17 protein-coding genes and 2 pseudogenes are annotated in these 18,421 nt (G+C 69.1%); 10 read left to right on the plus strand and 9 right to left on the minus strand.

Translation table 11 applies throughout. The annotated features are described in order from the left end of the window. Positions 1 to 172 precede the first annotated feature (172 nt). Together RT2_RS08600 and RT2_RS25365 are read left to right on the plus strand one after the other, a co-directional pair. On the plus strand, positions 173 to 820 hold the full coding sequence (locus RT2_RS08600) for a hypothetical protein (protein WP_072844341.1): 648 nt from the start codon (positions 173 to 175) through the stop codon (positions 818 to 820). Between the two features lie 1,615 nt (positions 821 to 2,435). After that, entirely contained in the window at positions 2,436 to 2,747 is a 312-nt protein-coding gene (locus tag RT2_RS25365; protein WP_139191097.1) for a hypothetical protein, read from the plus strand. Positions 2,748 to 2,834: 87 nt separating this feature from the next. Here RT2_RS25365 and RT2_RS08610 read toward each other — a convergent pair whose 3' ends face one another. Then, the gene (locus RT2_RS08610) at positions 2,835 to 4,268 is read right to left on the minus strand and encodes an FUSC family protein (RefSeq protein WP_072844345.1); all 1,434 of its coding nucleotides are present in this window, start codon (positions 4,266 to 4,268) and stop codon (positions 2,835 to 2,837) included. 58 nt (positions 4,269 to 4,326) lie between these two features. On the opposite strand from RT2_RS08610, the gene RT2_RS08615 reads away from it, so the two are divergent. Next, entirely contained in the window at positions 4,327 to 4,821 is a 495-nt protein-coding gene (locus RT2_RS08615; protein ID WP_072844347.1) for a MarR family winged helix-turn-helix transcriptional regulator, read from the plus strand. A gap of 937 nt (positions 4,822 to 5,758) precedes the next feature. Here the strand turns inward: RT2_RS08615 and RT2_RS08625 are convergent. Further along, positions 5,759 to 6,112, minus strand: coding sequence for a TraR/DksA family transcriptional regulator (locus RT2_RS08625; RefSeq protein WP_072844351.1), 354 nt, complete (start codon positions 6,110 to 6,112; stop codon positions 5,759 to 5,761). Positions 6,113 to 6,564: 452 nt separating this feature from the next. Here RT2_RS08625 and RT2_RS08630 point away from each other — a divergent pair, with 452 nt between their 5' ends. Together RT2_RS08630 and RT2_RS08635 are read left to right on the plus strand one after the other, a co-directional pair. Beyond that, positions 6,565 to 7,260 carry a hypothetical protein gene (locus tag RT2_RS08630; protein ID WP_139191098.1) on the plus strand — a complete coding sequence of 232 codons (696 nt, stop codon included), beginning with the start codon at positions 6,565 to 6,567 and terminating at the stop codon, positions 7,258 to 7,260. Between the two features lie 363 nt (positions 7,261 to 7,623). Beyond that, positions 7,624 to 8,289, plus strand: a complete 666-nt coding sequence (locus tag RT2_RS08635; protein ID WP_139191099.1) for a hypothetical protein — start codon at positions 7,624 to 7,626, stop codon at positions 8,287 to 8,289. Between the two features lie 62 nt (positions 8,290 to 8,351). Here the strand turns inward: RT2_RS08635 and RT2_RS08640 are convergent. After that, positions 8,352 to 8,781: pseudogene (locus RT2_RS08640) on the minus strand (TMEM165/GDT1 family protein); the annotation flags it as partial. A 535-nt stretch (positions 8,782 to 9,316) separates the two neighbouring features. On the opposite strand from RT2_RS08640, the gene RT2_RS08645 reads away from it, so the two are divergent. After that, positions 9,317 to 10,051: a hypothetical protein gene (locus tag RT2_RS08645; RefSeq protein ID WP_139191100.1), complete on the plus strand. Its 735-nt coding sequence runs from the start codon at positions 9,317 to 9,319 to the stop codon at positions 10,049 to 10,051. 82 nt (positions 10,052 to 10,133) lie between these two features. On the opposite strand, the pseudogene RT2_RS25050 reads toward RT2_RS08645, so the two are convergent. Then, positions 10,134 to 10,398, minus strand: a pseudogene (locus RT2_RS25050) (TMEM165/GDT1 family protein); the annotation flags it as partial. Between the two features lie 60 nt (positions 10,399 to 10,458). On the opposite strand from RT2_RS25050, the gene RT2_RS08655 reads away from it, so the two are divergent. Further along, complete coding sequence (locus RT2_RS08655; RefSeq protein ID WP_139191101.1) at positions 10,459 to 11,304, plus strand: hypothetical protein; 846 nt, start codon at positions 10,459 to 10,461, stop codon at positions 11,302 to 11,304. A gap of 6 nt (positions 11,305 to 11,310) precedes the next feature. Here the strand turns inward: RT2_RS08655 and RT2_RS08660 are convergent, their stop codons facing one another. The 4 genes from RT2_RS08660 to RT2_RS08675 all read right to left on the minus strand — a co-directional run bounded on the left by RT2_RS08660 (position 11,311) and on the right by RT2_RS08675 (position 14,495). Beyond that, the gene (locus RT2_RS08660) at positions 11,311 to 12,015 is read right to left on the minus strand and encodes a TMEM165/GDT1 family protein (protein WP_072844361.1); all 705 of its coding nucleotides are present in this window, start codon (positions 12,013 to 12,015) and stop codon (positions 11,311 to 11,313) included. Between the two features lie 266 nt (positions 12,016 to 12,281). Continuing rightward, a complete protein-coding gene (locus tag RT2_RS08665; protein ID WP_072844362.1) occupies positions 12,282 to 12,809 on the minus strand; it encodes a peptidase in 528 nt (175 codons plus the stop codon). A 107-nt stretch (positions 12,810 to 12,916) separates the two neighbouring features. Further along, the gene (locus tag RT2_RS08670; RefSeq protein ID WP_072844364.1) at positions 12,917 to 13,771 is read right to left on the minus strand and encodes an SMP-30/gluconolactonase/LRE family protein; all 855 of its coding nucleotides are present in this window, start codon (positions 13,769 to 13,771) and stop codon (positions 12,917 to 12,919) included. Positions 13,772 to 13,871: 100 nt separating this feature from the next. Then, positions 13,872 to 14,495 (minus strand): superoxide dismutase, encoded by a 624-nt coding sequence (locus RT2_RS08675; RefSeq protein WP_072844366.1) that lies wholly within the window; start codon positions 14,493 to 14,495, stop codon positions 13,872 to 13,874. Positions 14,496 to 14,753: 258 nt separating this feature from the next. On the opposite strand from RT2_RS08675, the gene RT2_RS08680 reads away from it, so the two are divergent. The 3 genes from RT2_RS08680 (at position 14,754) to RT2_RS25370 (ending at position 17,371) form a co-directional block, all read left to right on the plus strand. After that, positions 14,754 to 15,971: an acyltransferase family protein gene (locus RT2_RS08680; protein ID WP_083577255.1), complete on the plus strand. Its 1,218-nt coding sequence runs from the start codon at positions 14,754 to 14,756 to the stop codon at positions 15,969 to 15,971. Further along, complete coding sequence (gene msrA, locus RT2_RS08685; protein WP_072844368.1) at positions 15,920 to 16,630, plus strand: peptide-methionine (S)-S-oxide reductase MsrA; 711 nt, start codon at positions 15,920 to 15,922, stop codon at positions 16,628 to 16,630. Before RT2_RS08680 ends, msrA begins: the two co-directional genes overlap by 52 nt. 153 nt (positions 16,631 to 16,783) lie before the next feature. Beyond that, entirely contained in the window at positions 16,784 to 17,371 is a 588-nt protein-coding gene (locus tag RT2_RS25370; protein ID WP_139191102.1) for an Rv1733c family protein, read from the plus strand. 52 nt (positions 17,372 to 17,423) lie between these two features. On the opposite strand, the gene RT2_RS08695 is transcribed toward RT2_RS25370, so the two are convergent. After that, on the minus strand, positions 17,424 to 18,353 hold the full coding sequence (locus RT2_RS08695) for an LLM class F420-dependent oxidoreductase (protein WP_072844372.1): 930 nt from the start codon (positions 18,351 to 18,353) through the stop codon (positions 17,424 to 17,426). Positions 18,354 to 18,421 lie beyond the last annotated feature (68 nt).

Genomic DNA, 18,421 nt, shown 5'->3' on the forward strand with positions numbered 1-18,421 from the left:
GTGTACAACGCTTGACCTGCGGAGACGTCGATTTCCTGTTTCGGTGCCCGGGCGGGCGTGCGGTCCCTGTGCTCTGGCCGGTCGGGGCGTCTGCCCGCCACTCATTGAATGGAGTCCTCCTGTGCGAACAAGCTCGACATTGTCGAAGAGTCGGATCCGGCGGGGTGCGTCAATGCTCGCCGCGATCGCGATCGCGGTCGTTGCCGGCGGGCTGACGGCGGGCGTCGGGACGGCAACGGCGGCCGGGTCCGCCGACCTCTGGTACTTCCTGCCGCTCGTGTCCGGCTCGGTTGATCTACCCGGATGCCCGGGCGACTTCTACAGGTACGCCGCGCCGAAGCAGGCGGGGGATGTCACGGCGCAGAAGACCGTCATCTCCCCGGCAGTTCCAGGATCCTCGTTCGAGAGCCTTGACTGGTTCGAGGTCGCGGGCAATGAGACCAAGAATGTCCAGCGTGTCACCGACTACCCGCCCTCGGCGGCGTACAAGCTCAGGTCTGTCCGGATCCAGTGGCGGGAATTGGATACGGGTGAACTCAGGACGGAGACCCAGCCCCCGACGTCCATCGACCGGCAGACCGGAGCGGTGACGGTCACGGGGAACTGGCCTGCCAGAGACGACGCGTTCCGTCTGGGCAACCCGGGTTTCCTCTTCGAGTACGACGTTCCGTGGACGGTCGAGATCGGATCGGTCCAGGAGAGCGGCGTCGGGTTCACCGCCACCGGGCTCGCACCCCAGGACTGGCCGGTGATGGATGGGGCCGGCCTCGAGATTGTCGAGGGCCCCGCCATCTGCCGCTACCGCTCCGGTAATCAGTGAGGCGGCGGGCACCCGGATTTTCGGATGGCCGCCGCGGGTAGCGCATCCAACCGCTCCGTACTGATTGCGCGGCTGCACTTCTCGCAGTCGCCGTACCTCGTCATTGACCGCTCTCTGCTCCGCGGCGCTCGGGCACTCGGCGGGGTACGGCGACTGCTGCGGAGTCATTCGCCAGGTTGCCCCGAACCGCACCGTGAAGTGTCGAGCCGCTGGGTGCCGATTGGACGCCCGGACTACACGCGCACCCCGTAGCTTCCGGTGTCGATCCCCTTTGCGTTCAACGCCATTGACTCGCAGATGATGATCACCGAATTTATCTGTAGGGAAATGGATTTCGCTCTACGATGGCCCGGTCGGGGGGCGTTCGATCAGTGTGGCGACCCGTCCCCAAACCTCGAACGAAGGAACCGAATGTTTCGAACGTTGGCGCGCCGTGGCGCGTCCGCTCTTGTCGCGGCGAGCAGTTCGGCCGCCTCGAAGTCACTGAGCCAGCGCCCTTCCCCGTCGCCGAGCCAGGTGTCCCGGCTCTGCTCGGTGGCGGTCTGGCGCTAGGGGCGGGCTCGGCGTCGGCCCAGGAGTTCCCAGGCGGAGTGATCGGCTCCGTCGGGGACCTAGGTGCCGGTTCCGTGCTCGGCGCAGGGATTGCGAGCGGCTCCATCGACCCTGCCGATATCTGGACGGGGTGTCCGTCTGTCCAGTTCGGTTGCCCCATCCCCCTCCCGACCAGCGCAGAGGTATTGAGTGCCTGGTTGCGGGGGATCCCTCCGGAAATCGCATTTCCCAAGGGGGAGCCGAGGGAGTACGTGGGTAGCTGACCAGTTCCACCAGGGTCAGTAAGCAGGTGGGCCGGACCTGCGGGCACGACCCCGACCACCGCGCCGATCAGGGTGTCCAGCACCCCCGGGACGGCGACCTCCGGGGGATGGGAGTGCCCAGCGGGGCCATCGGGTGACCGCCGGAGAGGTCAGCGCGTGGTTCTTGACCGCTGGGAGTTCGGCGAGCACCTGCGACGCCACGATTCGCCTGCTGGTAACTCCGGGTGGCCGCAACGAATCGAAATTGGCGCCGTCCGGACCGCACTCGCACACCGTAGCTTCCGGTGTGGATCCCCTTTGCGTTCAACGCCATTGACTCGCAGATGATGATCACCGAATTCATCTGTAGGGAAATGGATTTCGCTCTACGATGGCCCGGTCGGGGGGCGTTCGATCAGTGTGGCGACCCGTCCCCAAACCTCGAACGAAGGAACCGAATGTTTCGAACCTTGGCGCGCCGTGGCGCGTCCGCTCTTGTCGCGGCGGCTCTGCTCGGTGGCGGTCTGGCCGTCGGCGGGGGGCCGGCATCGGCCGTGGAACTCCCAGGCGCTGCGGGTGCGGAGGGGAGTACCGGGTCGACATCATGGTTGCCTGACGAGGTCGCGCAACGGTTGCTCCGGACGTGCACGCCCAATGACCTTCCCCCCCGTCTCACGTGCTGGGAGCCCCGGGCGTACGAGTACGTCGATGCCGGAGACTTGGGGATCGGGCTCCAGAGCCCGAAGGTAGTAGCACCCCAGGGCGATGCCGCATACGACGTCTGGGTCTACCGGGATCGTGAATCCAGTGGTGATTCGGCGTTGGCCGTCACGAGCGTCACCCATCAGCCGCCGAAGGGGTTCGAGTTCGTCGGAGCGGAGTATTCGAACCTCAAGGTCGCGCCGTTGAGCTGGACCGTGACGTCGGATCCCGCAACAGGGGCTGTCACTCTGACGGCACCGCCGGGGGGTTGGGCGATGGATCAATACATCAATTTCCGCTTCAAGTACAAGGCGGGCGACGCGCTGCGCGGCGCAGATGGTGATCACGGCGCCACCTTCACCGGTACCGGGGTTTCGCCCACGGGCGATTGGCTGGTGACGGGAAACACGCGGGTTCAGCCCGACAGTTAGGAGTCCGGCAGTGGCGGATCCTGATCGGTTCGTCCGCCCGGTTTGTCACGCCCGGGTGGCCGCGACCGGCCTGTATGGCCGGCGCGGTCATCCCGCGGTCGGTGAATGGATCGACCGCCGCAGGGTGATTGCCGCGATCACGACCCCGACCACCGCGCCGACCAGCGTGTCCAGCACCCGCGGGACGGCGATGTCCGGGGTGATCGGGGTGCCCAGCCCGACCATCAGCAGGGCCATCGGGGTGACCGCCAGCGAGGTCAGTGCGTAGTTCTTGACCACCAGGAGTTCGGCCAGCACCTGCAGCGCCACGATCGCGACGACCGCCTGCCAGTAACTCAGGGCGGCCGCGATGAGAACCGCCGCGATCGCCGCGCCGCCGATGTTGCCGAGTAGTCGGGCGATGGCGCGCTGCACGGTGTGGCTGAAGGTGAGCCCCTGCATGGCGGCGATGGCGCCGAGCGACGCCCACAGCGGGTGTCCGAGGCCGCCGGCCGCGGCCACCCAGCCGGCGAGCGCCGACGCCACGGCGATGCGCGCGCCGTTCGCGAGGAGTCCGCACGAGCGCAGCCGGCGCACCCCGTCTGCCAGGAACCCGCCGACCGGGGGCAGCTCCGGCGCGTCGTCCGGTGAGGGAATAGCGATGCGACGCTTGACCTTACGGAGCTCACGCTCGTGCGTGGCGACCCGGTGCAGGCGGTCGGCGCCACCGTCGGTCAGCCAGCGCTCCACCGCGCGGTCGGCGTCGGCGAGCAGGGCGATGAGGTCGCGGGCGTGGGCGGTGCTCTGTTCGCCGCGGGCGCTGACCGCGACCACCTCGCGGGCGTGGGCGAGGGCGCCGCGGGCCGCGGCCGGGTCCCGAGGTCCGGGGCCGTCGAGCCCGGCGACGGCGGCCAGTGCGCGGGCCGTCGCCAGGCGGGCGGCGCCCATCGGCAGGAACGCGGCGGGCGCCAGGGCGGCGGCCCATCCCACCAGGACGCCGGCGAGGACCGCGAGGGTGATCGCCGCGATGTCCGCGGCCGTGTGGGTGTAGCCGATGGCGGCCATGGCGGCGAAGACAAAGATGACGGCGCCCGGGCCGGTGATCCGGAACGCGCCCAGGACCAGCGAGGCGAGGCCCGCGGCCGCGGACAGCAGGGCGATCTGCCAGCCCGCGGTAAGGCCGGCGGCACCGGCGACGGCCCCGAGCGCGACGAACGAGACCAGGCTGACCCCGACGACGGCCAGCTTCGCGGCCAGCCTCGGGTACGGCTCGTGCCGGGCAAACGCCGAGGTCAGTGCGCCCAGGGCGGCGACCCCGGCCAGCGTGGGTTGCCCGAGCAGGCCACCCGCGACGAGCGTCACCGCGGCGGCGATCCCGACCCGCACGGAGGGCGCCACGGTGGCGTCGGCGGGACGGACCTCGAGGGCGCCGCGCCAGGCGGCGGCAGACACCGCGTGCGCCAGCGCGGCGCCGGACCGGCGCAGGTGGCCGGGTCGGGTGGTGGGAGTGGTGGGGGAGTCGGGCACCTGCCCAGGGTACATATATTTCACTGGTAAATTAAGTGTGAAATAGAATTGGGCTCGTCGCTACGATGTGCGCATGGGTGCCACCGATGACGACTTCGTGGACCGTGTCCGCGGCGAGTGGGCCCGGGCGTACCCGGCCGCGGACATGTCCCCGGTGGAGGTGATCGGCCGGATCAGCCGGATCGGCGCGCAGGCCCTGGCCCGGCTCGATGACATGCTGGCGCCGAGTGGGGTCACGCGGGCGGAGTTCGACGTGCTGGGGGCGCTCGCCCGAAGCGGACGGCCGCTGCGGGCCAGCGAGGTCACCGCGGTGACGATGGTCAGCGGCGCCGCCACCACCAAGCACGCCGACCGGTTGGTCGCACAGGGGCTGGTGCGGCGCCGGCCGTACGAGCGCGACGGCCGGGTGGTGCTGCTCGAGCTGACCGACGCCGGCCGCACGCTGGTGGACGAGCAGTTCCCGCGGCGCCTCGAACTGGACCGGCAACTGCTCGCCGGGCTGGACGAGGGCGACCGCGAGACCCTCTCGGCGTTGCTGCGACGGATCTCGGCCGTCGCCGATCGCTGAGCGGGCTCACCCCTCTGTTGCGTATGACGCTGTGGCCTGCGAGCGGTGATCATCGAATTCGACTGTGGGGTTGGGTTTTTCACCCAATTCTGGCGCGGTCGGGGGGCGTCCGATTGCAGTGGGGCCTGGTCATCGCAAGGCGGATGGGGTATTTCCATGTCAAGAACTCTGATGCGCCGCGATGCATCGATCCTTGCCGCCGCGGCGGTCGTCGCCGGGGGGGCTCACTGTCGGGACGGGCACCGCGAGCGCCGTTTGTCAGTCCCGTGCTGCGCGGCCGACGGATATCCGATCATTCACGGAACCGCTCGGTCTCGAGTCGATTGGGCGCCAGTGCTGCCGGGGGCTCTCGAAATCTGCGCGGGAACTGTCGACGTGTTGCGGCGCGTCGTGATGGAGGTATCGCCGGGTGAAGTGTGGAGGTACAGCACTACTTTCCACCTGAGCGATGGTCCGGACAGGAACCTGACGAAGGCGTCGATCATTTGCCGACCGGGTTCGCGATGACGGGCGTCGAAGTCAGTCGCTTGGGGCTACGTCGACGGCGTGTACCAGCGCCCACCGGTGGAGGCGGGCCACGCCGCTCAGGATCCGGCCATCAGTGCCGTCACGATCACACCTCCGGGCGAGGGGCGGCCCATTCCGCACTGGACCGGCAACACGGATCCGGAACTCGAGGTGGGTGTCGCTTGTCGAGTCCCCTTGTTCGTCAGGGACGGTGACGTCGTTACCTCCGGTGTCACGTTCGAGGCGACCGGGCTGACCGGAACCCGGGGATAGCCGCCGATGGACGGGGCGTTGACCGAAATCTACGGCCCGTACGAAGATGCCTTCGGCAGTTCCGGTTCCTGATGAGCCGGGGGTGGTCGTGGGCCCTCGGCGGTCGCGGCCACCACCTCGACTGCCGCCCGGAGTTGCGCTGTCCGTCGCCGACGGGTCAGGCGCACCCGATGCACCGCCGGGCGCCGGGCAGGGCCTCCAGCCGCTCCCGGCCGATCGGGTCACCGCACCTCTCGCAGATGCCGTAGGTGCCTGCATCGAGGCGCCGCTCGGCCTCGGCGAGTTCGTCCAGGTCCCGGCGGGCCTCGGCGAGCAGCGACGCGGCCTGGGCGCGTTCGAACGCAACGGTCGCGCCCTCCGGGTCGTGCTCGTCGTCGTCGGTGGTCAGGTGCGATCCCTCGATGATTTCGGCGAGCCGGGCGGTGAGGAAGTCGATGCGGTGCGCCGCCTCGGCGCGGCCAACGGTGATCCGCTGACGCGTCGAGGCGGTGCCCGATTCGTGAAGCGTCATGCCTGGTTCAACATGACGCAGCACGGTTCTGTTACCAGGTGCCCGATGGTCGTCAGGGCGTGCGGAAGCCGGTTCAGTTCGTAGTGCAGGATCGGGGTTCTTTCGACGCGGGCCCGGGCGTACGGACGAAGGGGGCGCGGCCGCCCACAGGTCTCCGTTCCGGCCGACGGATCCGCTCGTCCGGCGCGGCTGTCGCCCGACTGGAGCTCTCGCCTCGACGGACAACTGGATGCCCTCGTCGCCGCGTGGCGGCACCCGTGGCGCGGGAGGTGCGGGTGGAATTGTGGTGAAGCGAGTCCCCGCCTTCCGGAGCGGCGTTGAACGTTGCGGCCTGCGAAAAGTGATCATCGAATTCGACTGTGGGATGTACTTTTTCGCTCTACCCTGGCCTGGTCGGGGGGCGTTGGATCGCAGTGACGCCCGGTCATTGAACGTCGGAATGGGGAAACGCCTTGTCCAACAACATGATGCGTCGTGGTGCATCGATTCTCGCCGCCGTGGCGGTGGCAGCCGGCGGCCTTGCGGTCGGTGCGGGTACCGCGAATGCAACGGGAAGTTCGGGGCCGGGAAGCTCTGCGCCTCCTTGCGCCCCCGAGGGTGCTCAGCTCGCTTGCGACGACGGGCAGTTCTACGAAGTCGAGAAGGCCGGCAATATTCGGCTGGCCTACCACGGTCCCGACGAGGCCGTACTGGGTCAAGAGATCGCGTTTACATCAGAGTTCGAAGCCGGGGACAGCGACTACCAGGATGTCCAACCTGAGGTAGCCATTGCGAGCGTCACTCACCACGCGCCGCGAGGTTTCGAATTCACGGGGGCCACGGTTACCGCCGCGAAGTACGAGTTGTATCCAGCCACGTCCGTCTTCACGCCCCTGGAAGCAACCGTCGTGGTGGATCCCGTCACAGGTGATGTCACGGTCACTGCGCCCGCCGGTGGCTGGGCGGCCCCGAAGACCGAAACAAACAACGGCATCCTCACCGGCACTGTCGTCGTCAAATTGGCATACAAGGCGACCGAGTTGGTTTCCGATGGCACCAGCGGTGTCACGTTCACCGGCACGGACGTCCCGGCGTCGGAGGGGTGGATGGCGGCGGGGACCACGAAGGTAGTCCCTGTGGATCTCGGCGGGTTCGGCAGCTTGAGTTAGCGACAGCCACCGCCACGCCACCGATGGGTGGCGTGGCGGTGGGCGCACTGGCCGTGACATCAAAGTGGCTTGGCGGGGACGTGGTGGCGAGTTCCGTTCCGGCGCCGGCGGGCCGGGGGTTCCGGATTGTGAAAGTCGTGGGCGCCGCGGCGGCGAGGGGAGCCTGTGTCCCGAGGTCCGTTCGGAGCGGTGTTTAACGCTTTTACCTGCGCAAACTGGTCTTCCGATTCCTCGATGCCGAGGCCGGACGCGCCATTGTCTTGGCGGGCTGTCGGGGTGGGGGCGGGCACTGGGTTCGTCGGGTCCCCGGCACGGAGGGAGTTTGTGTCAATGGGTGGACATCTTGTGCGTAAGGGTGGCGCGGTGCTCGCGGCGCTGGCGATCGTGGCGGGCGGGGTCACGGTGGGTGTGGGAGGCGCGGGGGCGGTGTCGACAGGCAGCACCGGAGTACCGCAGTGTGACCCCTACGGTGGCGCCCAGGTGGCTTGCGACAACGATACGTTCTGGGCCGCCGAGCAGAGGGTCGGCGACTTCAGAATGAGCTTCGCTGGTTCCGATGAGCTGGTGGTGGGTCAGAATGCCTGGCTGAGTGCCAGTTTCTCTGTCGGCGATGCTGGACCCCAGGCCTCCCTCCCCGATGCCGCGGTGACGAACGTGACGTTCCATACCCCGAAGGGTTTCGAATTCGTCGGAGTTTCGCTGTACTCCTACACACCCAACTTCTATCCGGAGCCGACTATCTGGACGAGCCCGGACTCGACCGCAGTGGTGGACCCCGTCAACGGCGATGTCACGGTCACGGCGCCCGCCGACGGCTGGGCCGTCGCGACCAGGGAGAATGGCGCGGGAAGCATCGTCTCCGGCCAGGTCACGGTCCGCGCAGCCTTCAAGGCGACCGAACTCGTCGCCGACGGCACCAGCGGGGTCACGTTCACCGGCACCGGCGTCCCGGCGTCGGAGGGGTGGATGGCGACGGGGGCCACGCAGGTCATCCCCGTGGATCTCAGCGGGTTCGGCAGCCTGGGTTAGCGATCGCCACCGCCGCGTCGCCCACGGGTGACGCGGCTCCGGCGGACCCGCCGTTGACCCCGCTAACTGTCGAGGGGTTCGCGAGCCCCCTCGGTGGGTACGGCGACTGACCGCCGGGACCGCACGTAGTGCACTCCACCCGCCGCCGCGGCGACCGCGAGGATCACGCCGGCGGCGATCGGGCCGGCCGGGGAGCCGGGGAACAGGCCGTCGAGCAGCAGCATCACGCCGAACACCAGAAACAGGGTCGCGGCCGCGAGCTGGATGAACCGCTCGGGCAGGTGCCTGCCCAGGACCGCGCCGACGATCGCCAGGGCGTCGGCGGCAACCATGCCGATCGTCGAGCCGATCCACACGCCCACCCAGTCGTTGTCCGCCGCGAGGGTGATGGTCGCGAGCATCGTCTTCCTCGCCGAGTTCGGCGAGGAAGAACGCCGAGGCAACGGCCAGGAACGCCGAGGTGCCGACCCGCGCGGCCTTACGTGCAGTGTCACCGACGCCGCTCGCAAGGCTTCGTTTCCGGTGGATGACTCCACCGGACCCGGGTGGTCAACGCTTCGGCCGGCGAGCTATGGCCATCAAATTCCGTTGTGGAATAAGGTATTTCGGCATACTGTGACGCAATCTGGGGGCAGGGCTGGCCATTGGTCAGGCGCAATTCGGGTAGGGGTCTTCGCGTCGACGTTCGCCAGCGGCCACCCGTACGTACGATGGCCGCGCGCTACCGGTCGAGGGGTTTGTGAGCCTCTTCGTCCGGTAGCGCGGACTCGTCGGGGCGGCTCCCAAGCGGGCCCCGCCGGCCGTGGTGGCGCCTGGTGTAGCGGGGGTGGGCAGCCCGCCACCGCCACCGCCGCCGCCACCGCCGCCGCCACAGGTGCGCCGACCCGCGAATCGTTTGACGCTTTGAGCTGCGAAAAGGTGTTTCTGTCGTTTTGTGATGGTGGTCTGTTCTGCCCCTTACGCTGGGCGGGCATTTGGGGGTGGGCGAGGGGTCGGCCCTGTCAAACCGTTGAAGGAGACGTTGTTGATGGGTGGACATCTGATGCGTGCGGGTGGGGCGGTGCTCGCGGCGCTGACGATTGCTGCGGGTGGGATGACGGTGGGGGTCGGAACCGCGGGAGCAGCTTCAAGCAGCGGTCACTGGGACACGCACTGCCCGCCGCCCTACCTCGGATGGCCCAGCAGCGCAGAGCTATTGACGCCCTGCGACGGTCAGGAGTTCGGTTCCGTTGTGAAGGTCGGGGACACCTATCTGGGCTACTACGGACCCGACGGAGCCGCACCGGGTGAGGAAGTGAAGTTTCGGATGTGGTTCTCTCTCGAGTATCCCCTCGACTCCAACCCCACCCCCGATGTCTCGCAACCAGACCGGGTCATCACCACCGTCACACACCATGTTCCGCGCGGCATGGAGTTCCGGGCAGTCGAGGTGACTTCGGGGTCGCGGCGGTTGGACCAGACCACTGCGGTCGATCCGGTCACCGGGGATGTCACGATCACGGCGCCCGGCGACGGCTGGGTGATTCCGAACGACGCGACACTCAACACGATCTACATGACAATGACCTACCGGGTCACCGAGGTGGGTGAGGACGGCACCAGCCGGATCACGTTCACCGGCACGGACTCCCCGGTGTCGGGGAAGTGGGCGGCGACGGGGAACACCAGGTCACACCAGGAGTTCATGGAGGGACCGTTCGGGAGCGCGTCGCTCGGAATCACCGCGCTCGTCGGCGCCGTGCTCGGGGACACGGGTTCCTGATTGTTTTCACCGGTCGAGGGGCTCGCGTGACTTCCTCGACCGGTGGTGCGGCAGTTCGCCGTGACCGCACCCAGCGGACTCCGCCGGACATGGCGGCGACCGCGAGTATCGAGCCGGCGGCGACCATGCCGACCGTCGAGCCGACCCACACCGCCCACCCAGTCGTTGTCCGCGGCGAGGGCGATGGTCGCGAGCATCGTCTTGTCGCCGAGTTCGGCGAGGAAGAACGCGGACGTGACAGCCAGGAACGCGGGGGTGCCGACGCGGGTGGCCTTGCTCCCCTCGTCCTCGTTGAGGCTGTTGCCACGCAGCGTCCAGGCCGCGAACCCGAGGAACGCGACGCCCGCCGCCGGCGATGCTGATCAGGTTGGTCGCCCGGACCGCGCCGGTGTCGTGGCGGTTGTGATGTGACGTTTAACGCCGTGAACTGCGCAAAGACTGCGGTTTGGTTTCGCGGTGACGAGCCAGACAGATCACCTACAGTCTGCGGGAGGGCGGGAGAGGGGGTGGGCATCGGGCTCGTCGGCCTCCCGCCGCGGAGGGAGATCGTGTCAATGACAGGAAGTGATCAGCAGATTCGGCTGCGGCGGGGTGTGTCGATGCTCGCCGCAGCCGCGGTCGTTGCCGGTGGGCTGACCGTGGGCAGCGGTACTGCTGTGGCAGAAGCGGGATCGGCCGACTTTCTTCCGGCCTTCGTGGGGCTCGTGCCGATGTTGGCGGCGGGTTCCGTGGATGCGGAACTGCCCTACTGCGACCCTCGGTACACCCGTGCAGTTCGGGAGTTCGAGGGCATTACGGCGAACAACGATGTCAAGGCCACGGCATATCCCGGTGAACTCATCCAATCGACGATCAACATCGAATCGGTCGACAATGCGAGATCCGTCGAACGAGTCACCGCGTACCTGCCGGCGGGGTCGTCATTGGCGTCCATCGACGTGTCGTCGTACGACCCGGTGAACCGTTGGTGGAACAGGTGGCCCGATCCTGCGACGTCCGTCGACAAGAAGACCGGGGCGGTGACCGTCACGGGTAGCTGGCCGGTACCTACTCGCGTCATCGTCGAGTACATCGTCCCCGTGACGGCGAGGATCGGATCGGTGCTGAGCGGTGGCTTCGGGGTCACCGTCACCGGTCTCGCGCCCCGGGACTGGCCGGCGCTGAGTGAGAACAGCACCACGGTCGGCGACTGGTGCGAGTACGAGCCCGAGCCGGTGACGCCCATGCCGGGGGGCGGCAGCTCGGCTTCCTGAGTGCTCCTACCGGTCGAGGGGCGTGCGAGTCTCCTCGACCGGTTCGGGTCGGGCGCCCCGGGACCGCACCCGGTGCACGGCACCCGCGAGCGCGGCGACCGCGAGGATCGTCGCGGCGGCGATCGGGCCGGCCGGGGAGCCGGGGAACAGGCCGTCGAGCAGCAGCATCACGCCGAACACCAGGAACAGGGTCGCGGCCGCGAGCTGGATGAACCGCTCGGGCAGGTGCTTGCCCAGGACCGCGCCGACGACGATCGCCAGGGCGTCGGCGGCGACCATGCCGATCGTCGAGCCGATCCACACGCCCACCCAGTCGTTGTCCGCCGCGAGGGTGATGGTGGCGAGCATCGTCTTGTCACCGAGTTCGGCCAGGAAGAACGCCGACGCGACCGCCAGGAACGCCGAGGTGCCGACCCGTGCGGCCTTGTTCTGCTCGTCGTCGGTGAGGCTGTCGCCGCGCAGCGTCCAGGCCGCGAAGCCCACGAACGCGATGCCGCCGACGATGCTGATCAGGTTCGTCGGCAGGGCCGCGCCCAGGTAGTGGCCGACGGCGACCGAGACCAGGTGCACCACCGTGGTCGCGGCGGTGATGGCGCCGATCACGACCCACCACTTGTAGCGCAGGGCGAACGTCATGGCCATCAGCTGGGACTTGTCGCCGAGCTCGGCGACGAAGATGACGCCGAAGCTCAACAGCAGGGCGGCAAGCACGTGGATCCTCCGTTTCGTTCGATTCGGAGGATGTTGGGGACCTTCCTCCGGCCTCCGACGCGGGTGCGTCGACGGCCGAAGGTCTCGCCCACCGGCGGTGCCGGTCCGGGCAGCCGGGCATTGGCCGATGCTCGGCGCCTGCCAGTATGTCGACTGCTCGATTGGGGGCTACTCCCCTTCGTTGCTGTCGAGCCTACCGGCGACTCTGCGAAACCACAAAGCGCACAACAAGTTTGGGAAGCCAAACTTTGAACTTCCGGGAGGGGTCAGGCGGCGAGCAGCATCGCCAAAACGGCGGTGTCGGGGTCGCAGTTCGGGTCCAGGCTCACCCGGCTGACCATCGAGGTCACGGTGCCGTCGGGCTCGGCCTCCACCCAGGCCGCCCGGTGGTCGAGCCCCAGGTACGGCAGCCCCGGCAGCAGGACGCAGCCCGACGCCGCCCCCACGCACTCGGGCAGCGACGGCAGCGTCTCCGACGGCGGGTGCAGCATCAGCAGCGCCGGCGGCTGGTGGTCCGCGAAACAGCCCGGCGTGACCGCGGACTTGCCGATCACCGGACCCTCGGCGACGACCAGGCCGACCATGTCCGGTGCGGGGTTCTCCGGGAGCTCCTCGTGGGCACCGAAAACCGTTGAGGTGGAAAGTAGTCCGGGCACCGACGCGATGCGCACGGTGAACACCAGCAGCTGCGCCCACTCCTTGGTGGTCTCCGGCCACCGGCCCGAGATGACGAACCCCCGCAACGAACCCGCGGAGTGGAAGGGCGAGACTCCGATGTACTCGTTTCTGCTCATGCCCGCCCCCTCGATCCCGGATCGCGCACCCGGGCCATGCCCGGCTACTTCCAGGATGCGCCGACCGCGGCAACCAGACAACTCGGGCGCCGCGGCGGGGATTTCGCTCAGTACTGCGTCGCCGGCACCTCCACCCGGAGCAGCCGGATCGCACCGGACCGCTCCGCCTCGGCCTCCTCCGGGATCGGGGTCTCGCAGGTGCAAACGAACAGGTCGCGGCCGTCGGCGCCGCCGAGTGCCACCGCGTGGGAGTCGAACACCACCAGCCGGTCGGTGACGACCCCGGCCGCGTCGACCCGCAGCACCTCGCCCCCGGACGGCGACGCCACCCAGATGCCGTCCTCGGCGTCGATGGCGAGCCCCTCGGGGGCGATGCCGGTCTCGAACTCGGCCAGCACCCGGCGCTGGGCGAGGCTGCTGTCGGGTTCGACGGTGAACGCGGTCAGGCGTCCGGGTGTCGAGCGGGTCTCCGCGACCACCAGGGTGCCGCCGTCGGCGGTCACGACCATGCCACTGGCGAACATCATGTCGGTGGCGACCGCGTGCACGGTGCCGTCGGGCTCGACCATCGCGAGGTCGGCGGGCCGCGGCGGGGCCGGGGGAGTGCTGTCGTCGCCGCTGTTGCCCACGTACGCGCGGCCGCGGCGGTCCACGCACATGTCGGTGAGGTGCCAGACGGCGATGCCGGAGAGGTCGGCGTAGACGGACAGCGCGCCGCCGGGGTCCCGGCACAGCACCAGCCGGTCGCGGGTGGAGGCGATCAGGAGGCGGCCGTCGGGCAGGAATCCCAGTCCCGCGGGGCGGCCGGGAACCTCGGCCACGGTGTTCAGGGCGCCGGTGGCGGGGTCGTACGCGAGCACTTCGCCGGCGTGGGTGTCGGAGAACCACAGGTGGCCCTCGTGCCACTGCGCGCCCTCGGGGAACGTGAGTCCTTCGACGAGTGTGTCCGCGGTCACAGTCACGCTCTCAACAATACGACCACGGCGGCCGAACGACCCCACCGGAAACGACTCCGCCGCGACCCGGACGAGCGGGACGCGGCGGAGTCGGTGACGGCTGTGACTAGACGATCAGACCGGCGGTCTGGGTGCGGGCGCGGTCGAAGCGCGCGGACACGTCGGCCCAGTTCACGATGTTCCAGAAGGCGTTGACGTAGTCGCCCTTGACGTTCTGGTAGTCGAGGTAGAAGGCGTGCTCCCACATGTCGAGCATGAGCAGCGGGGTCAGGCCGATGGAGATGTTGCCCTGCTGGTCGTACAGCTGGACGATGATCAGCCGCTGGGCGATGGAGTCCCAGGCCAGGATGGACCAGCCGGAGCCCTGGATGGCGTTGGCGTTGGCCGAGAAGTGGCTGCGGAACGCGTCGAAGCCGCCGAACTGGTCCTCGATCGCGGCGGCCAGCTCGCCCTCCGGCTTGTCGCCACCCTCGGGGGAGAGGTTGTTCCAGAACACCGAGTGGTTGGTGTGGCCGCCGAGGTGGAAGGCCAGGTTCTTCTCGTGCAGGTTCACGACGGGCGCGAGCGTGTCGGACGCGCGCAGCTCCGCCAGCTTCTCGAGGGCCGCGTTGGCGCCGGCGACGTAGGCCGCGTGATGCTTGCTGTGGTGCAGCTCCATGATCTTCGCGGAGATGTGCGGCTCGAGTGCCGCGTAGTCGTAGGGCAGTTCAGGCAGCGAGTAGACAGACACGGGGGTCCCTTCCTTACGGGCGCGCGAACGCCCGGTGTGTACCTTGCTTTGGTGCTTCTGGGTTGTAACCCAATCCCATTCGTACACCGTCCGCAACCGCCGCCCGCGGTCGGGAGCACCCGTGCGGCGGCGTCGGGGCCGGTCAGTGACGCGGGAGACATCGTCCGGGATTCGTCCAAGAGATGAACGGAACCTTAAACTCTGGCGGTGCCCCGACAGCAACAGGTTCTCGCGACGGCGCCCGCGCCGGCCTCGCGGATCAACTTCGGGGGCGCAAACCTTCTTCGGGCACTGGCGGTCCTCGCCGTCCTCTACTCGCACATCTCGCTGTACCTCATCGACGACCTTGGCACCGGCTGGTGGCTGATCGACGTCGTCTACGAGACCCTGGTCGACGACGGCGGGCTCAACCAGCACCTGTCCTTCCTGGGCGTCGCGGTCTTCATGATGCTGACCGGTCTGATGCTCACGGCCTCGGCGGCCCGGCAGACCCCCGGCCGCTTCCTGTTCAACCGGGTCGGTCGGCTGCTGCCCGGGCTGTGGGTCGCGATCGCGCTGGCGGTGGTGCTGGTGCGGCTCGGCGTCAACGGCATGTTCAGCCCCCAGGACACGGTCACCAACTCGCAGGTGGCACTGAGCTTCGTGCTCGGCGGCTTCTTCCTCAAGCCCGAGGTCGCGGTGCTGGGCGTGGTCTGGACGCTGGTGGTGCAGGTGATCTTCTACCTCTACCTCGCCGCCGCCCGGCCGCTGCTGCGCGCAGTCCCCGTCGCGGTCCCGATCCTCGGCTCGGTGCTCTGCGCGCTGGTCCTGCTCTACAACCAGTTCGTGCCGCAGCCGTACTCGGTGCCGATGCTCGGCAAGGTCGCTGCCACCCTGCCTGCGCTGTTCATCGGACAGATCATCTACCTGGGCTGGGCGCGGCTGGCGTCGTGGCGCTGGGTGGTGGTGGCGATGATCGCGCAGTTCGAGGTGGTGCGCCTGGCCACCGACATCCGGGTGTACTGGTCGGGCGACCGCTACCTGTGGACGATCGTGGTGGTCACGGCGGCGGTGCTGGCCCTGGCCCGGTTCGACGGGGCGGCGGGGCGGTGGCCGGTGGTGCGCTGGGTCGCCACCCGCAGCTACGCCATCTACCTGCTGCACACCCTGATCCTGTACCGGGTCTACGAGCTCACCGTGGGGCACGTGGGCAAGACCGGCGCGGTGCTGGCGTTCCTGCTGGTGACCGCGCTGGCGTCGGAGGCGATGTACCGGTTCGTGGAGGTGCCGGGCGGGCGTTGGGTGGGCGACCTCGCCGCCCGGATCTGGGGGCCGCGGTCGGCGACCGCCGCGGCGGCCGGTCCCGAGCCGTCGGCGGGTCTCGAGTCGTCCGTCGGCGGCGAATCGTCCGGGGACGCCCGGCCGACCGCGAGTAACATCGCAGCATGTCCTGGTATGACGACATCCTCAGCCACGCGTCTGCAAAATCCCACCTGATCTCCGCGGACCAGGCGCTGCCCGGTCGGCAGGATCCGATGCCGGTACCCGACGCACACTTCGTCAACGGTCACCCCTTGGTGTCCCCGTTCCCGGCCGGCATGCAGACCGCGGTGGTCGGGATGGGCTGCTTCTGGGGCGCGGAGAAGGAGTTCTGGCAGCTCGCCGGGGTGTACAGCACCGCCGTCGGGTACGCGGGCGGATACACGCCGAACCCGACCTACGAGGAGGTCTGCTCGGGGCGGACCGGGCACACCGAGGTGGTGCTGGTGGTGTTCGACCCGAAGGCGATCTCCTACGCCGGGGTGCTCGCGCACTTCTGGGAGAACCACGACCCGACCCAGGGCATGCGGCAGGGGAACGACCAGGGCACCCAGTACCGGTCGGCGATCTTCACCACCGACGAGTCGCAGGCTTCGACCGCGCGCGCGACGGCCGAGGTGTTCGGGGCGCGACTGTCCGAGGCGGGATACGGGGCGATCACCACGGAGATCGCGCCGCTCGGCACGTTCTACTACGCCGAGGGCTACCACCAGCAGTACCTGGGAAAGAACCCCGGCGGCTACTGCCCCGTCCATGCGACGGGCGTCAGTTGCCCGGTCGGGTTGCTGCCCCAGGACGAGGTGCCGGCGCAGACAGACATCCTGCCGCCGCAGTGACCTGAGCCCGACATACTCGATCCGTTCCGATTCCGCATGAAATGTGACGGTGCCCGCAGGTACTTGATCTTGGTCTCACCACGTACGACTGTGGAGGACAGGAGTCCCCGTCGGGGCAGTGTCCAGAGGTGAGGGCCGGGTCGGATGTCGCAGGTGGTGCACGGGAGGCTGTCACTGGCCCTGGTCATGCTGCGGCGCGAACCCGGTTCGTTGGTCCGGCGCTCGGATCGGCTCGAGGCGGCACTCACGGTCGGACTGGTGATGCTGGGGATCGTGCTGGTCCCGGTGGCCGTGTGGCTCGGTGTCCGAACCGACGAGAACCAGCGCGCGTTGGCGCAGCAGCAGGCGCACGACCTGCGTCAGGTCACCGCCACCACACTCGAGGACGCGGGCGGCTGGCGGGCGGGCGCGGACCTCGAGACGGCCTCGCTCGGCACGGTCCCGGCGACGTGGGACTGGCGTGAGCGCACGCATCGCGGCGACCTCACGGTGCCCGCGGGCACGCCCGCCGGCTCGCCGGTCGAGATCTGGGTCGACCGGTCGGGTGCACGGGCGGCGGAGCCGGTCACCGAGGCCGGTGCCGCCATCTCCGCGGTGACCGTCGCGGTGTTCGGCTGGGTGATGGTGATGCTGCTGGCCGGGGCCGGCGTGGCGATCGGGACCGGCATGCTGAACCGCCGCCGCGACCTGCAGTGGACCCGGCAGCTGGAACGCTTCCTGGGCGACGCCCCCGCCCACTGACGCCCCCGACCACAGACGCCCCCGCCGACCGACGAGCGGGGGCGCCTCGGGTTCAGCGCAGCTGCGGAAGCACCTCGGTGGCCACCAGTTCCAGGTGGTCCAGGTCGTCGAGGTCGAGGGTCTGCAGGTAGATGCGGGTCGCGCCGAGCTCGCCGTACCGGCCGATCTTGTCGACGACTTCCGCGGGCGAGCCGGCGGCCCCGTTCTCGCGCAGCTCGGCCACCTCGCGTCCGATCCGCCCGGCCCGTGCGGTGACCTCCGCCTCGGTGCGGCCGCAGCACAGCACCAGGGCGTTGGAGTAGACCAGGTCGGCCGGGTCGCGGTCGACGGCACGGCAGGCCTGACGCACCCGCTCGAACTGGGTCGCGGAGTCCTCCACCGAGGCGAACGGCAGGTTGAACTCGTCGGCGTAGCGCGCGGCCAGCGCGGGGGTGCGCCTCTTGCCGAGGCCACCCATCACGATCGGCGGGCCCTCGGGGCGGTGCGGCTTGGGCAGCGCGGGCGAGTCCAGGATGCGGTGGTGCGCGCCGTCGTAGGAGAACTTCTCGCCGACCGGCGTGCGCCACATGCCGGTGACCACGGCGAGGGTCTCCTCGAGCTTGTCGAAGCGTTCCCCGACGCCGGGGAACGGGATGCCGTAGGCGAGGTGTTCCTCCTCGTACCAGCCGGCGCCGAGACCGAACTCGACGCGGCCGCCGCTCATCGCGTCGACCTGTGCGACGGACACCGCCAGCGGACCCGGGTGCCGGAAGGTGGCGGAGGTGACGAGTGTGCCGAGTCGGATGGTCGAGGTCTCGCGGGCGAGCCCGGCCAGGGTGATCCAGGCGTCGGTGGGCCCGGGCAGGCCGTCGACGTTCATCGCCAGGTAGTGGTCGGACCGGAAGAACGCCCCGTACCCGAGCTGCTCGGCCGCCTGCGCGACCCGCAGCAACTGCTCGTAGGTGGCGCCCTGCTGTGGTTCGGTGAAGATTCTCAGCTCCATGCCGTCCAGGGTGCCGCACGTCGGTTGTCCCCACCCATTTACGTAGGGTTGTTCACTATCTGTGGACA

Source organism: Rhodococcus tukisamuensis NBRC 100609 (assembly GCF_001894985.1).
In the GTDB taxonomy this organism is placed as follows: Bacteria; Actinomycetota; Actinomycetes; order Mycobacteriales; family Mycobacteriaceae; genus Rhodococcus_G; species Rhodococcus_G tukisamuensis.

Excerpts from the sequence above, each read along its gene's own strand:
- RT2_RS08600 (WP_072844341.1), top strand. The coding sequence starts at position 173 with ATGCTCGCCGCGATCGCGATCGCGGTCGTTGCCGGCGGGCTGACGGCG.
- RT2_RS08610 (WP_072844345.1), bottom strand. The coding sequence starts at position 4,268 with ATGTACCCTGGGCAGGTGCCCGACTCCCCCACCACTCCCACCACCCGA.
- RT2_RS08615 (WP_072844347.1), top strand. The coding sequence starts at position 4,327 with ATGGGTGCCACCGATGACGACTTCGTGGACCGTGTCCGCGGCGAGTGG.
- RT2_RS08625 (WP_072844351.1), bottom strand. The coding sequence starts at position 6,112 with ATGACGCTTCACGAATCGGGCACCGCCTCGACGCGTCAGCGGATCACC.
- RT2_RS08645 (WP_139191100.1), top strand. The coding sequence starts at position 9,317 with ATGGGTGGACATCTGATGCGTGCGGGTGGGGCGGTGCTCGCGGCGCTG.
- RT2_RS08665 (WP_072844362.1), bottom strand. The coding sequence starts at position 12,809 with ATGAGCAGAAACGAGTACATCGGAGTCTCGCCCTTCCACTCCGCGGGT.
- msrA (WP_072844368.1), top strand. The coding sequence starts at position 15,920 with ATGTCCTGGTATGACGACATCCTCAGCCACGCGTCTGCAAAATCCCAC.
- RT2_RS08695 (WP_072844372.1), bottom strand. The coding sequence starts at position 18,353 with ATGGAGCTGAGAATCTTCACCGAACCACAGCAGGGCGCCACCTACGAG.